13 protein-coding genes are annotated in these 15117 nt (G+C 45.1%); 12 read left to right on the plus strand and 1 reads right to left on the minus strand.

Features of this window, described 5'->3' with window-relative positions:
- Positions 1-23: 23 nt before the first annotated feature.
- The 6 genes from essC (at position 24) to AC0C66_RS18705 (ending at position 10191) form a co-directional block, all read left to right on the plus strand.
- Complete coding sequence (essC, locus tag AC0C66_RS18680; protein ID WP_072182275.1) at positions 24-4511, plus strand: type VII secretion protein EssC; 4488 nt, start codon at positions 24-26, stop codon at positions 4509-4511.
- Complete coding sequence (gene esaA, locus AC0C66_RS18685) at positions 4508-7759, plus strand: type VII secretion protein EsaA (protein WP_461845896.1); 3252 nt, start codon at positions 4508-4510, stop codon at positions 7757-7759. The genes essC and esaA overlap by 4 nt, the downstream gene beginning before the upstream one ends.
- Before the next feature lie 31 nt (positions 7760-7790).
- On the plus strand, positions 7791-8246 hold the full coding sequence (essA, locus tag AC0C66_RS18690) for a type VII secretion protein EssA (protein WP_072182292.1): 456 nt from the start codon (positions 7791-7793) through the stop codon (positions 8244-8246).
- A gap of 63 nt (positions 8247-8309) precedes the next feature.
- Positions 8310-9041: a (S)-benzoin forming benzil reductase gene (locus AC0C66_RS18695; RefSeq protein WP_072182273.1), complete on the plus strand. Its 732-nt coding sequence runs from the start codon at positions 8310-8312 to the stop codon at positions 9039-9041.
- Between the two features lie 196 nt (positions 9042-9237).
- Positions 9238-9768, plus strand: a complete 531-nt coding sequence (locus AC0C66_RS18700; RefSeq protein WP_014114996.1) for an HD domain-containing protein — start codon at positions 9238-9240, stop codon at positions 9766-9768.
- 186 nt (positions 9769-9954) lie between these two features.
- The gene (locus AC0C66_RS18705; RefSeq protein ID WP_014114995.1) at positions 9955-10191 is read left to right on the plus strand and encodes a YuzF family protein; all 237 of its coding nucleotides are present in this window, start codon (positions 9955-9957) and stop codon (positions 10189-10191) included.
- Between the two features lie 40 nt (positions 10192-10231).
- Here AC0C66_RS18705 and AC0C66_RS18710 read toward each other — a convergent pair whose 3' ends face one another.
- The gene (locus tag AC0C66_RS18710) at positions 10232-10618 is read right to left on the minus strand and encodes a DUF2283 domain-containing protein (RefSeq protein WP_072182272.1); all 387 of its coding nucleotides are present in this window, start codon (positions 10616-10618) and stop codon (positions 10232-10234) included.
- 113 nt (positions 10619-10731) lie between these two features.
- Here AC0C66_RS18710 and AC0C66_RS18715 point away from each other — a divergent pair, with 113 nt between their 5' ends.
- From AC0C66_RS18715 to AC0C66_RS18740, 6 genes are all read left to right on the plus strand, one after another.
- Positions 10732-11841, plus strand: coding sequence for an AI-2E family transporter (locus tag AC0C66_RS18715; protein ID WP_014114993.1), 1110 nt, complete (start codon positions 10732-10734; stop codon positions 11839-11841).
- Positions 11842-11900: 59 nt separating this feature from the next.
- The gene (locus tag AC0C66_RS18720) at positions 11901-12122 is read left to right on the plus strand and encodes a spore germination protein (protein WP_014114992.1); all 222 of its coding nucleotides are present in this window, start codon (positions 11901-11903) and stop codon (positions 12120-12122) included.
- 72 nt (positions 12123-12194) lie between these two features.
- Positions 12195-12443 (plus strand): YueH family protein, encoded by a 249-nt coding sequence (locus AC0C66_RS18725; protein WP_014114991.1) that lies wholly within the window; start codon positions 12195-12197, stop codon positions 12441-12443.
- A gap of 71 nt (positions 12444-12514) precedes the next feature.
- Positions 12515-12913 (plus strand): YueI family protein, encoded by a 399-nt coding sequence (locus AC0C66_RS18730; RefSeq protein WP_072182271.1) that lies wholly within the window; start codon positions 12515-12517, stop codon positions 12911-12913.
- Positions 12914-13009: 96 nt separating this feature from the next.
- The gene (locus AC0C66_RS18735) at positions 13010-13555 is read left to right on the plus strand and encodes a cysteine hydrolase family protein (protein WP_088679774.1); all 546 of its coding nucleotides are present in this window, start codon (positions 13010-13012) and stop codon (positions 13553-13555) included.
- 15 nt (positions 13556-13570) lie between these two features.
- Positions 13571-15043 (plus strand): nicotinate phosphoribosyltransferase, encoded by a 1473-nt coding sequence (locus tag AC0C66_RS18740; RefSeq protein ID WP_014114988.1) that lies wholly within the window; start codon positions 13571-13573, stop codon positions 15041-15043.
- The last annotated feature ends 74 nt before the right edge of the window (positions 15044-15117 follow it).

The raw sequence follows: 15117 nt of genomic DNA on the forward strand, positions 1-15117 counted from the left end.
TCGGCCGTTAGGGGGTTCGCCATTTGAGTCTATTATGGGTTTTTTACCAAAATAACGTTCAAAAACTGAAATTGTCTGACCTCCCGTCGTCCCATCCGGTGACCATAGGGCCTGATGTAAAGGATTCCGTGACGATCGGCACCATTCCGTTTGAAAGCGGAGTGATTTCCCTTCAAAGAAAGGAATCCGGCGGCCAATACGAAGTTTTCCTGGGAAATGATTGTCTCGGCACGATTGAGCCTGATACATCATTTACTCTCCAAACGGATCAGCAGGGTATACGCTTGATCTTGATGGGCAGTGAGCCTGAGAAATCCATTTATTTTACGGGGAATCGGGATGAAATTATATGCTCTTCAGAAAAAACAAATGCAGATATTTATTTGAATCCGCAAGATTTTGCTTTTGCAGATCAAAGCACGTTTTCTATGCTTCGTGTCGGCGAAAGCTGGTCGGTTCATCCTGAAAGCGGGACGATCTTCTTGAACGGAGAGAGGATCATCGCCCATACACCGCTCCAGCCGGGGGATGAAATTTTCTGGAACTTTACGCAAATGAGAGTGACGGAACAAGACCTTTTAGAAATTGTCCATTTTGCACCGTTTGAAACAGCATTAACAGAAACGGTCAAACCGAGCACAGAGATGCAGAAAAAATACCCGCAATACAGAAGAACGCCGCGGATGGTGTACGATTTGCCGGATGACCGCGTTTCTTTCAGTTTTCCCTCTCAGGAGAGCGATCAAACCAACAGAGGGCTGTGGCTCGTCATTCTTCCGCCGCTTGTCATGCTGATCGTGATGGGCGTCGTCGCACTCATCCAGCCGCGCGGCATATTCATACTCGTTTCTCTGGCGATGTTTATGATGACCCTTATTACCTCGACGGTACAATATTTCCGGGATAAAAACCAGCGGAAAAAACGCGAGGAAAAACGGGAGCGCGTGTATAAGCTTTACCTAGACAATAAGCGGAAAGAGCTTCAGGCGTTAGCTGAAAAGCAAAAGCAGGTACTTGAATTTCACTTCCCTTCGTTCGAACAAATGAAATACTTAACAAGTGAAATCAGCGACCGGATCTGGGAAAAATCACCAGAAAGCAAGGATTATCTCCAGCTGCGGCTGGGGACGGGAACAGTCCCTTCAAGTTATGAAATCAACATGAGCGGCGGAGACTTGGCCAATCGTGATATTGATGACCTCATGGAAAAATCGCAGCACATGCAGCGTGTTTATAAGGATATCCGCAATGCGCCGGTTACGGTCGATTTGGCGGAAGGTCCGATGGGACTTGTCGGTAAATCACAAATTGTGAAAAATGAGATTCACCAGCTGATCGGACAGCTGTCGTTCTTTAACAGCTATCACGATCTGCGTTTCGTTTTTATTTTTCATGAAGAAGAGTATAAAGACTGGGAGTGGATGAAGTGGCTTCCGCAATTTCAAATGCCCCATATTTATGCGAAAGGGTTTATATATAATGAGCAAACCCGAGATCAGCTCCTGTCTTCACTTTATGAATTGATCAGAGAGCGCGATCTTGAAGATGACAAAGAAAAACTGCAGTTCAAACCGCATTTTGTATTTGTCATCACGAACCAGCAGCTGATCTCAGAGCACGTCATTCTCGAATATTTAGAAGGACAGCATGAGCATCTGGGCATCTCTACAATTGTCGCTGCGGAAACAAAGGAAAGCTTGTCGGAAAACATTACGACTCTTGTCCGCTACATCAATGAGCATGAAGGCGACATTTTAATACAGAAGAAAAAAGCGGTAAGAATTCCGTTCCGCCTTGATCATCATCAACGCGGGGACAATGAACGGTTCTCACGCACACTGCGGACGCTGAATCACCAGGTCGGCATTACAAATTCCATTCCGGAAACGGTATCGTTCCTGGAGCTTTTCCATGCCAAGGAAGTAAAAGAAATCGGCATTCAGCAAAGATGGCTGACGAGTGAATCGTCGAAGTCGCTGTCAGTGCCGATCGGCTATAAAGGAAAAGATGACATTGTGTATCTGAACCTTCACGAAAAAGCCCACGGTCCGCACGGGTTGCTTGCGGGGACAACGGGGTCAGGGAAAAGTGAATTTCTCCAGACCTACATCCTGTCACTTGCGGTGCATTTTCACCCGCATGAAGCGGCTTTCTTATTAATTGACTATAAGGGCGGGGGGATGGCGCAGCCGTTTCGCAACATTCCTCACCTGCTCGGCACGATCACAAATATTGAAGGCAGCAAAAACTTCAGTATGCGTGCGCTTGCTTCCATTAAAAGTGAGCTGAAAAAAAGGCAGCGCCTGTTTGACCAATATCAAGTCAATCACATCAATGACTATACAAAGCTGTACAAGCAGGGGAAAGCAGAAGTGGCGATGCCTCACTTGTTCTTAATTTCTGATGAGTTCGCCGAGCTGAAAAGCGAGGAGCCTGATTTTATCAGGGAGCTTGTCAGCGCCGCGCGTATTGGGCGAAGCCTCGGCGTTCATTTGATTTTGGCGACACAGAAGCCGGGCGGCATCATTGACGACCAGATCTGGAGTAACTCACGCTTTAAAGTAGCGCTGAAGGTTCAGGATGCCACCGACAGTAAAGAAATTTTGAAAAACAGCGATGCCGCAAACATTACCGTGACAGGACGCGGGTATTTGCAGGTCGGAAACAATGAAGTGTATGAGCTGTTCCAATCCGCCTGGAGCGGGGCTCCTTACTTAGAGGAAGTCTACGGAACAGAGGATGAAATTGCGATCGTCACGGATACGGGTCTGATCCCGCTTTCTGAAGTGGATACCGAAGACATCGCGAAAAAAGATGTTCAAACAGAAATCGAAGCTGTAGTTGACGAAATTGAACGCATCCAAGATGAAATGGGAATCGAGAAGCTGTCAAGCCCTTGGCTGCCGCCGCTCGCGGAACGTATCCCGCGCACTCTTTTCCCTTCAGAGGAAAAAGACCATTTCCACTTCGCGTATGTCGATGAACCTGATCTGCAAAGACAGGCGCCGATTGCTTATAAGATGATGGAAGACGGAAATATCGGCATATTCGGCTCTTCCGGCTATGGAAAATCGATTACAGCCGCAACGTTCCTGATGAGCTTTGCGGACGTATACACACCAGAAGAGCTTCATGTCTATATCTTTGATTTCGGAAACGGAACGCTTCTGCCATTAGCGAAGCTGCCTCATACCGCGGATTACTTCCTGATGGACCAGTCAAGAAAAATCGAAAAGTTCATGATTCGAATCAAAGAAGAAATTGACCGCCGTAAACGTCTGTTCAGGGAAAAAGAAATCAGCCACATCAAAATGTACAATGCGCTGAGCGAAGAAGAGCTTCCGTTCATTTTCATCACCATTGACAACTTTGACATTGTCAAGGATGAGATGCATGAGCTTGAATCGGAATTTGTCCAGCTTTCCAGAGACGGGCAGAGCTTAGGCATCTACTTCATGCTGACAGCGACGCGGGTTAATGCGGTCCGCCAGTCATTATTAAATAACCTGAAAACAAAGGTTGTCCATTATCTCATGGATCAATCTGAGGGATATTCCATTTACGGACGGCCGAAGTTCAATCTTGAACCGATTCCGGGGCGCGTCATCATTCAAAAGGAAGAGCTTTATTTCGCGCAAATGTTCCTGCCTGTTGACGCGGACGATGATATCAGCATGTTCAACGGACTGAAATCAGACGTTCAGCATCTTCAGGAGCGCTTTGCTTCAATGGAGCAGCCCGCACCAATTCCAATGCTGCCTGAGAGCCTGTCGACGAGAGAATTTTCTCTCCGCTTCAAGCTGGAACGCAAGCCTTTATCTGTACCGATCGGGCTTCATGAAGAAACAGTCAGCCCAGTCTATTTTGATTTAGGCAAGAACAAGCACTGCCTGATTTTAGGCCAGACCCAGCGCGGGAAAACAAACGTCTTAAAAGTAATGCTTGAACATCTGATTGATGATGAAACCGAAATGATCGGCCTGTTTGACTCGATTGACCGCGGCTTGTCCCAATATGCGAAGGAATCAGATGTCTCATATTTGGAAACGAAAGAAGATATTGAGCAGTGGATCGAAGCAGCAGAAGACATTTTCAAAACAAGAGAAGCCATGTATGTAGAAGCCGTCCGCCAGGGAGACGCGCAAAATCTGCGATTCTCACAAGTGGTGCTGATGATTGACGGGATTACGAGATTCCAGCAGACGATTGATACGAGAATACAAGACCGTCTCGCAAACTTCATGAAATCATACGCGCATCTTGGGTTCAGCTTTATCCCGGGCGGAAATCACAGCGAATTCTCAAAAGGCTATGACTCCTTGACGACAGAGATGAAGCAGATCCGCCACGCAATTCTGCTGATGAAAAAATCTGAGCAAAATGTCATTCCTCTCCCGTACCAAAGACAAGAGCCTGAGATTCAGCCGGGCTTCGGATATGTTGTGGAAAACGGGAAGGAGCAAAAAGTTCAAATTCCTTTATGTTCTGCTGAAAGGGAGAGTGCTAGATGACAGAACAACGAAAAAGCTTGATCAAGTTAATATCCGCCGTCATCATCATTTTGCTGCTGCCGGTTTTGTTTTTCCGCTTTATCGGAGACGATCCGACGAAGAAAGCAGTCAATTCCACGCGGCAAATCGCGGTGGTGAATGAAGACACAGGCGTATTGAGTGATGAGGTAAAATCTGATGAAGAGGACAAATCCGCCCAGTTCGGCAAGGAAGTAGCGGCCTTTTTGGGTGAACGTCCTAATTATTCATGGACGGTCGTAAACCGAAGCGCGGCCGAGACTGGTCTCGCATCAAAGAAATACGATGCGATCGTCTACATTCCCTCGGATTTCTCAAAAAACATTTTGAGCTATGACAAAGATCATCCTCAAAAAGCAACGCTCGAATTCAGCATTCAAGATAACCTGAATGCGGTCAACAAAGAAAAAGTTCAGCGTGAGCTTGAGGATGCGCAAAAGACAATGAACAAAAAAATGTCGGCCTTATACTGGAACTTTGTTTCACAAAAAGTGGACAACATCAGAGGAGAATTTGACAAAATCGTCAATAAAGAATCTGAATTCCAGAATGTCATGTACAACTTTTACAAACCAAGCTCTAATGATTTAGCAGGTGAAATCAAACAGCAAAAAGACTTAATCGATGAGCTGAAGAAATCAATGAACGAAGCGCAGGGTACGACAAAAGAAAAAGCTTCAACAGCGGAGGAAGCCAAAAACACGCTGAAAGAATTCATTGATACCGTTGAAAGATACAAAGAATATCAAGAAAATCAGAAAAAACTGCTTTTGGCAGCCCAGGATTCAACTCAGCAGCAAATCCAGACAGGTCTGGATGCAATCGCAGCACAGCAAAAGGCAAATCAGTTCAGCGAACGCATGAGCGGACTGGCAACTGGGATCAGCCAAGCGAAAACACAGCTTGCACAAACAAGTACAGTGTTGGCAAATGCCCAGCAACTTAGGGAGGGTCAAGTGCCTCAGCAGGAACTTGGTATGGCGAAGATACAAAGCGATTTAATTAATCAATACCAGGTCGCATCAAAACAGACAGCATTAAATCAGGTTTATGAACTGCTTGTCCCAGCGCGTGAGGCACTGACAGTTGCGAAAGGGGACGATCCAGTCAAAGATGATGGCTCTGACAACAATGATCAAGATAAAGACAAAGACCCAAAAGAAGAAGATCCTGAAGAACTGAAAATTGATCTTGAAAAACAGCGTGAAGAACTGAAAAACATTGCGGCGGATATTCAGGATATCTCAGACAATCTGAAGGAGCCTGAAAAAGAGGAGCCGACGCCAGAGGACCCGGGAACTGAAAATCCGGGAACAGACGAGCCATCCACTGACAACCCGGAAAAACCTGATGACGGAAACAACACAAATCCCGATGATACACAGGGAGACACCGGAAACGATGATAACAATAGTGGTACAGGGACTGACGGACAAACGGACGGCGATACTCAGGATCAAGACCAGCAACAGGGAACAGGCGGTCAGGAGCAGAACGGCGATGCCTCTAATGGTGAGTCAGATAGCGGACAAACCGAAACGGGTACATCTGCCGAACAGACTGCTTCATCTGACTCAGCCCTTCAATTTAACAAGCTGGCAAATGAAGGCGGAACCGGAGATTCAGGAGATACTGGAGGCGACGGTGGCGCGGCTCAGCCTGAGGACGAAGAGCAAACAGGAAACGATGAGATTTCTGATATCGCAAAAGCAAAAGAACAGCTCAGCAAAGCGTCTGAGCGAATCAAGCAAATTGAAGAAGAGCTCAAAGAAAAAGAAACTTCCCATAATGAAGAGCTGAAAAAGAAATTAGAAGAACTAAAAGAACAAATGGATGGTCTCAATGATGAAATTGTTGACTTGAAAGACAAAGTGGAAAAGCTAGAAGGTAAACTTGAAAACCTTGAAGCGAAACGGAAGCGGGAATTCGAAGGGATTTACAGCGCGATTCGCGAGCTGGAAAATAAAGATCAGCTTCAATTCTCCGGAGAGATCAATACAGAAAGCATCTCCGCCTTAATGAGATACTATAAATATTTATCAGTTTATGACTCTGTATTATCCGGAACGATAGACAGCGCTGCGAAAACCAATGCAATTAAAGACCAGCAGGGCAACGTCAAATCCGTTCTGGCTCTCTCACCTGCAGAAACAGCCAGCTGGGAAGATCTTAAAAACAACACGATGCAAACCGATGAAGACATTAACAGCTTCATCGATGGTATGACCAAATTTACGGAGGACTACAGCGGCTTCATCCGTGACTCTCAAGCAGGTGTTCTTGACGAACTGACGAAAATCTCTGAAAGTGCCGCAAAAGCGTCAGAACAGCTAGTAACAGGCACAACGCAAGAAGCTGCGACGTTCAGTAACGACGGGCTGTCTGGCACAATGGCATTGAGTGTCCAAGATACGGTCGGCCAGGAAGTGCTGCAAATGTCAGACATGATGGGGGCATTGTCTGATCGCCAGTCAGGCATTATTGATTACACGACGAATATGCAGCAAAGCGTCAATGATGTTCAGGCGAAAGCTGACACCTTAAACAACAACTGGGGGAAAAATGTCGCTTCCACGAAACTCGTGCGCAATGACGTATACGGCATACTCGGAAATACATTAGTAGACGGGCAAAACAACGGCTATGTATATGATTACTTGGCGAATCCGCTTAAAATCAGCGGAGAGGTACCGGAAGAAAAAACTCAGACGGTGCCGCCGGTTGTCATCCTTGTCATTGTATTGATCAGCAGTCTGTTAATCGGCTATTTCAGCTCGTATTACCAAAACGCGCCGCTTCTCGTCAAAGGAGCGCTATTCGGAATTCTGAATATCCTTGTCGGACTCATGATCAGCTTGTTCGGTTTGAATATTTATTCATTGCCGGACGATCAGACGATTAAGTGGTCGGTGTTTACGATTCTATTGCTAGTCGCAAGCTCTGCCTTCATCCGGACAGCATTCAGATTCGGGTCGATCCCTGGATGGGTTGCTTCAGCGGCAATGATTCTATTCTACGTCGCACCGCTTATTGATTTGATTATGCCGAACTTTACATTTGAAGATCCGGTTTCGAAAGTATATATCGACATCCAGTACGGTACAGGACACTTGTTTACAATGGGAATAACGGTTCTGCTGATCATTACGGTGATTGCCGCGGCTCTGCCGCTGATCATCCGGATGATGGCCGAACACACAGCAGAAAGCGATGAAACGTATGAAGCGTAATCGCAGCATGGAAAAGGGGATCATGATTTGTATGCTCTCCTTTTCCCTTTTCATACCCTCTGCCGTAGCAGCCGAAACCGAGGAAAACACAGATGTCGCGCCAAACCAGTATGAGAAAAAAGACATCGAAATTGATACGAATTATTTGCATGAAGATACCTACTATGAAGAGAAAACAGAACTGCCTGAGGAACAGAAGGATATCACTTTTGATAAGCCCGAGGACAAGGACGCCGAGCTGATAAAAGATTTGTTTACATCAACAAATGCCGAGGAATCCAACACGATTGCGGCCCAGTCGAAACAGCTCGGGATTACGTTTGCTGAAAAACCAATGACAAAGACGTCATCCACGGAAACAGAAGAAGGACAAGAAACATCTTCATTGCTGCTTCCGATTATGTATGTTGTGCTGATCCTGCTCGGAATTGCAGGCATTGTGTTTCTCATCCCAAAAGTCACAGCGCAGGAGAACAAAAAGGTATAGGCCCTGTGCTTGTGTTGTGCAAAAGCGGTACCGTACAATAGGAATGGAAGGAGGAGGTTTCCAATGGAACTTTATATCATCACCGGAGCGTCAAAAGGACTGGGTGAAGCCATTGCATTACAGGCTTTAGAGAAGGGTCATGAAGTCCATGCCTTATCCAGAACGAAAGCGGATGTCTCTCACGAAAAACTGACGCAGCATCAAATAAACCTCATCAATCTCGCAGAAACTGAACAGCAATTTGAAACATTGCTTTCATCCATTAATCCAGATCGTTATTCAGGTATTACCCTGATCAATAACGCCGGAATGGTAACGCCGATCAAACGCGCCGGCGAAGCGTCTCTTGACGAGCTTCAGCGCCATTATCAGCTGAACCTGACTGCGCCCGTTCTTTTGAGTCAGCTGTTTACAAAACGGTTTGCTTTATACAGCGGCAAAAAGACGGTTGTCAACATTACGTCAGGCGCCGCCAAAAATCCATATAAGGGATGGAGCGCGTATTGCAGCTCAAAAGCCGGACTCGACATGTTTACGAGGACATTCGGATTTGAACAAGAAGATGAAGAACTGCCAGTGAACATGATTTCTTTCTCACCAGGTGTTATGGACACTGAGATGCAAGCTGTCATCCGTTCTTCATCGAAAAAGGATTTCCACGACATTGAACGTTTCCAGAAATTAAATGAAACAGGAAGCCTTCGCAGTCCGTCCTTTATTGCCGGCACACTGCTTTCTTTATTAGAAACAGGGACAGAAAACGGACGCATTTACGATATTAAAGAGTTTTTGTAGAGCAGACATTTTCTGCTCTTTTTTTTATAAAAAAGTCAATCGCCCTCGCATTCTGTTGAACAGCCGCATATACTGACTGAAACTCTGCTTTTAGGGTATAACAATGATGATTAGAAGACAAAATGATGTGACATAAGAATTGAGTTTCTCTGCAAATTATGTTAGGATTCTAAAAATATCTAAAGGAGGGGTTTCCATGAGAAAGGTTACATTAATGGATGTTTTCACCCATCCAATTGCACAAAAATATCTACAGCGTTCCGGCGTGGCACATGCGATTGCCTGCGCTTACCATGCGTACAGGCTGTCTATAAAGGCTGACATCAACCCTGATTTAGCTGCAAAAGCGGCGCTGCTGCATGACATCGGCCATTATGAATGGTATACAGACGGAAAGTGGGATTATGAGAAATACAAAAGAAATGACATTCATGCCATTAAAGGGGCGGAACGGGCTCATAAGCTTCTGATTCGGCTTGGCGAGGAACCGAAAGCGGCAAAAGAGATTGCCCTTGCCATTTTGCTTCATACCGATTCCTATTTACCTGAAGGCGAATTAGATAAAAACACGCTGCAGCAGATTGTCAAAAAAGCGGACGAACTTGATGAAGAGCCGGGAGGCCACCATCATTACCGCCAAATCGATCCTTCAACTGCACGTAAAAAAATAGAAAAGCTGGACCGATTAATCGACCAAGCCCAGGCATCCATGATAAAGCCTGTATAAGTCCCGTTTTTTCACGGAACAGCGCCAGCTCTCTTCGCTGTCTCTGCTTCATCACCATTTCCTTTACACCCGCTTCCAAACATATTCTCCTAAAATCCCCGCGTTCCTGGTTTTATCAGGTAAGCCTGTGTCATTATCCATAATTGCGGCATAAACTGAGATAAAACATCAAAAGGGGATTGAAGTATGGTCAACCAAGGTAGTCCGCAACTGGTCTCTTTAGTCGATCCTTATGTCTATCAGACCATTAAAAAGCTCATCGGCTCAAGGTTCGTGATACAGACAGTACGAGATACGGTCAGAGGCAGACTGATCGATGTAAAACCTGACCATATCACCATTGAAGGAGCTCGAAATTCTGTTTGTTTGATCAGAATGCAGCACATGATTTCCGTTACGCCAGATTATAGTGAGCGGGTTTAACAGTGCTTGCGCATGAAAAATAGGCGTACACCGGGACGTCCTATTTTTCAGTTAAGCGCTGTAAAAAAGCACTATGATACAATGTATCGTCAAGGTCAAAACCGGCAAATTCTTGATAGTCACCATCTGAAAAACAAAAAGTGACGCCGTACACTGTATAGCAGGAACGGACTGAAGCATGCTGGCGGACACGAAAATGATAACCATCTGAATCTTTTACATATAGCCGGGATTTCCCGGCAAATGGGGCACAGAGCAGTGCTGCCTCACCAAAACATTCGAATCCGGCAATTTTGTCGTCTTGGCTGATATCCAGCAGGATGCAATCATTGACTTTAAGCTCCTCAGACCGTACATTCCTGCTCTTTTTTGGAGGAAGAACATAGATATAAGCCAGTGAATCTCTGTCGTATGTGACTGCCTGCATCATCAATACTCCTTTCATTATATTAAGAGTTCTGATATGAGTTCATTTTTGTTACAATGATGGGTATAAGTCCTTTTATCTGACAGACAAAGAAAAACTAGGAGGAACAAAGCTTGTTGAAATCAAAAGTCCATTTTTGGACATTGCAGATTTTATTTGTTTTGCTGATTATTTACGTAGCAACAAAGGTTTCATTTGTATTTCAGCCGTTTATTGTTTTTATCTCGACATTGTTTTTCCCGATGCTGATTGCGGGAATTTTGTATTTCATTTTTAATCCGGTCGTCCGCCTGCTTGAGAAAAAAATTCCGCGGACATTATCCATTCTATTGATCTATTTACTATTTATCGGTTTGCTGGCCTTCGTTTCGGCGTCAGTCGGACCTGTCATAACATCGCAAGTGACCGGGCTGTTTAACAATCTTCCTGATTATATAAAACAGATTCAGTCGCTCACAAAAGATATGTCCCATTCTCAATGGTTTACCTGGATGATGAATCAGGATTATGTATCGATATCAAAAATTGAACAGTCGTTGACAAGCTTTCTCCAAAACCTGCCGCAAAATATCACGTCCAGTTTATCTGCGGTGTTTGGTGTCGTGACAAACATCACGCTTGTTATTATCACTGTTCCATTTATCCTTTTTTATATGCTGAAAGACGGACACCGCTTTCCGCATCTGGCGGTAAAAATTCTTCCGGCTTCCTATCGGACAGAAGGCTTAAAGATTTTTAAAGATTTATCCGATACGCTTGCGGCTTATTTTCAGGGACAGCTGTTGATCTGTCTTTTTGTCGGAACAGCGTGTTTTATCGGCTACTTAATTGCCGGGCTGCCGTATGCCTTAATTCTTGGGATTGTCATGGCGATTACCAATATCATTCCTTATGTCGGGCCTTTCCTCGGTGCTGCGCCGGCTGTCATTGTTGGTTTTATGGACTCTCCGGCCAAAGCACTGTTTGCGATTATTGTGGTTGTCATCGTTCAGCAGCTCGACGGGAACCTGCTGTCTCCTCTCGTGATCGGAAAGCGGCTGAATACGCATCCGCTTACGATTATTTTGCTGTTGATCGGAGCTGGAAGCTTCGGCGGAATTCTCGGCATGATTTTAGCAGTGCCGGTCTACGCGGTAGTGAAGGCATTCTTCCTGAATATTGTCCGCTTGATCAAGCTTCGCCAGCGGTCACGCCTTGAAGAAAACGCCAAATCCGCTGAATAGGCGGGCACCATTTGCGCCTCTTTGCATATGATGCTGTAAATCAATGCGGAGGTGGGGAAATGCCTGCGATTGTAGGTCCGATTTATATTATGTCCATATCAGGTGATGCAGCGGCCAGCTTTGGAGATGTGTTTGCGATTTCGCCAAAGAGCGTTGATCACACAGGCGCAGGATCGGGTGCGTTTCAATTAGGTGATTATATGAAGGTCAATAATGAACACAGTAAAACGATTTTCAAAGATGCCGATATCATTGATGAAACAGTTTCGTTTAACGGGTAACAGCCTTTTCAGGAGAGGCTGTTGCTTTTTTATTGTATAATATGGGTAGTCTTTGAATAGAGAGGTCATGTTATGAAAATCAGAAAAGCGAATATCAATACGCAAACCGGAATGATCACGGACGTGTATCTGCATGAAAACAGAAAAGAACTGCGCACGTTAGTAGCGGTTCCGCAGCTGGAGTGGAGTACGATCATTTCTTATGAAGAAGATAAAGCATCTCTGCCTGAACGGCTGGAAGCTTCTTTGCGCCGGCATACAGAGGAAGAACCGGCTGGTGAGCTGGCCAAAAAAATCATTCATTGGGTAACAGAAATGTAAACCGCCCTTGAAAGTTTAGCTCCTGCCTGATCAGGTGATAATGAAGACAAACAAGACGGGAGGACAAGCTTTTGAGTGATGAAAAAATGGATCTCTATTTGCAGCAAGGAATGTACGGGCCCTTGGAGACAAAGCCTGACGAGCGCCATTTGTTTTTAGGCTCATTAAGGGAAAGAGTGCTTTTGGCATTGACGAAAGGGCAGGTGCTCAGAATCAAACCGTATGAAGAAGCGGAGCAGGCGCTGAAAAACAGCAAAAACATAACCCTTTTGATTAATGGAGAGCTTCAGTATCAGTCGTACTCTCCCTATATCCAAATGGCGAACCGGAACGGAGTGCACTTCAAGATCGTATCAGATCTTCAGTTTCATACGCCTTTAGGCCTTGTCATTGCGGCTGACATCGCTGTGAATCGTGAATTGATATATATTCAGGACGACATTTTTAACAGGTCAGTGCTGAAACCTTAAGAGACAAACGGACCGTTTGTCTTTTTATTCATGGCAATTCACTTACAACTGGAGATAAGATATAATGTTCTCATACTGATGGCGGGGAGGCCGGCTATGAAAAAAGCACTTATTTGTATTGATTATACGAATGATTTTGTGGCGAGTGACGGAAAATTGACCTGCGGGGAGCCCGGCAGAATGATTGAAGAGGCGATCGTCAATTTGACTGAAGAATTCATCACAAACGGTGATTACGTCGTATTAGCAGTAGATTCTCATGATGAAGGGGATCAATATCACCCTGAAACCCGTCTTTTTCCTCCGCATAATATGAAAGGCACGGATGGAAAAGATCTGTACGGAAAGCTTTTGCCTCTATATCAGCAACATGAACCAAATGTTTACTACATGGAAAAAACGAGATATTCTGCTTTTGCGGGAACTGATTTAGAGCTCAAACTCAGAGAGCGGCAGATTGACGAACTGCATCTTGCCGGTGTCTGCACAGATATTTGTGTGTTGCATACAGCGGTTGACGCTTACAACAAAGGTTTTCGGATTGTTGTGCACAAACAGGCTGTTGCCAGCTTTAATCAGGAGGGGCACACGTGGGCTCTTTCCCATTTTGCAAACAGCATCGGAGCGCAAGTGGCAGAGTAAGGAAGGGGAAAAACAGTGTTAGAGTATGGATTTAAAGATGACAGCCTGTCATTACATACAGACCTTTATCAAATCAATATGGCAGAAACTTACTGGAGAGACGGCATTCATGAAAAGAAAGCCATTTTTGAGCTTTTTTTCAGAAGGCTTCCTTTTGAAAATGGTTATGCGGTGTTTGCAGGTTTGGAAAAAGCCATCGAATACCTGGAAAATTTTAAGTTTACGGATAGTGACCTGAATTATTTACAGGAAGAACTCGGGTATCATGAAGATTTTATTGAATATTTGCGTGGTTTAACGTTTACAGGTTCACTTTACTCCATGAAAGAAGGAGAGCTCGTATTTAACAATGAGCCGATTATGAGGGTGGAAGCCCCCCTTGTAGAAGCGCAGCTGATTGAAACGGCTTTGCTCAACATTGTGAACTACCAAACATTAATCGCAACAAAGGCTGCCCGGATTAAAGGCGTCATCGGCGATGAAGTCGCACTTGAATTCGGAACAAGACGGGCGCATGAAATGGATGCAGCCATGTGGGGAGCGAGAGCAGCCTTAATCGGCGGATTCAGCGCGACAAGCAATGTAAGAGCCGGAAAGCGCTTTAATATCCCGGTATCCGGCACGCATGCGCATGCGCTTGTGCAGGCTTACCGTGATGAATATACAGCTTTTAAAAAATACGCGGAAACGCATAAGGATTGCGTCTTCTTAGTCGACACGTATGACACGCTTCGCTCAGGCATGCCGAATGCGATTAGAGTGGCCAAGGAATTCGGAGACCGCATCAACTTCATTGGCATTCGCCTGGACAGCGGCGATTTGGCGTACCTGTCAAAAAAAGCCCGGAAAATGCTCGATGAAGCAGGATTTACAGATGCGAAAGTCATTGCTTCAAGCGATTTGGATGAGCATACCATTATGAATTTAAAGGCTCAGGGAGCGCGCATTGATGTCTGGGGTGTCGGTACGAAGCTGATCACGGCCTATGACCAGCCGGCTCTCGGCGCGGTTTACAAACTCGTTGCCATTGAAGAAGACGGGAAAATGGTCGACACGATCAAAATTTCGTCCAATCCTGAAAAAGTGACAACACCGGGCAGAAAGAAAGTGTATCGCATTATCAATCAGTCCAATCATCATTCTGAAGGCGACTATATTGCGCTATATGATGAGCAGGTGAATGATCAAAAGCGGCTCAGAATGTTCCACCCGGTTCATACATTTATCAGCAAATTTGTCACGAATTTTTATGCGAAGGATCTTCATGAGCTGATTTTTGAAAAGGGCATTCTCTGCTACCAAAACCCTGAGATCTCAGACATACAGCAGTATGTGCAGGATAACCTCAGCCTGCTGTGGGAGGAATATAAGAGAATCAGCAAGCCGGAGGAATATCCGGTTGATTTAAGCGAGGACTGCTGGAGCAATAAAATGCAGCGGATTCACGAAGTGAAAAGCAGACTTGATGAAGAGCTTGAGGAAGAATAAAGAAAACTGGCCTTTCGTTCGCGAAGGGCCAGTTTTCTTTTTGAATATATTATTTTTCATGTTTAGACAATTTT

This window comes from Bacillus sp. VA13 (genome assembly GCF_055710085.1).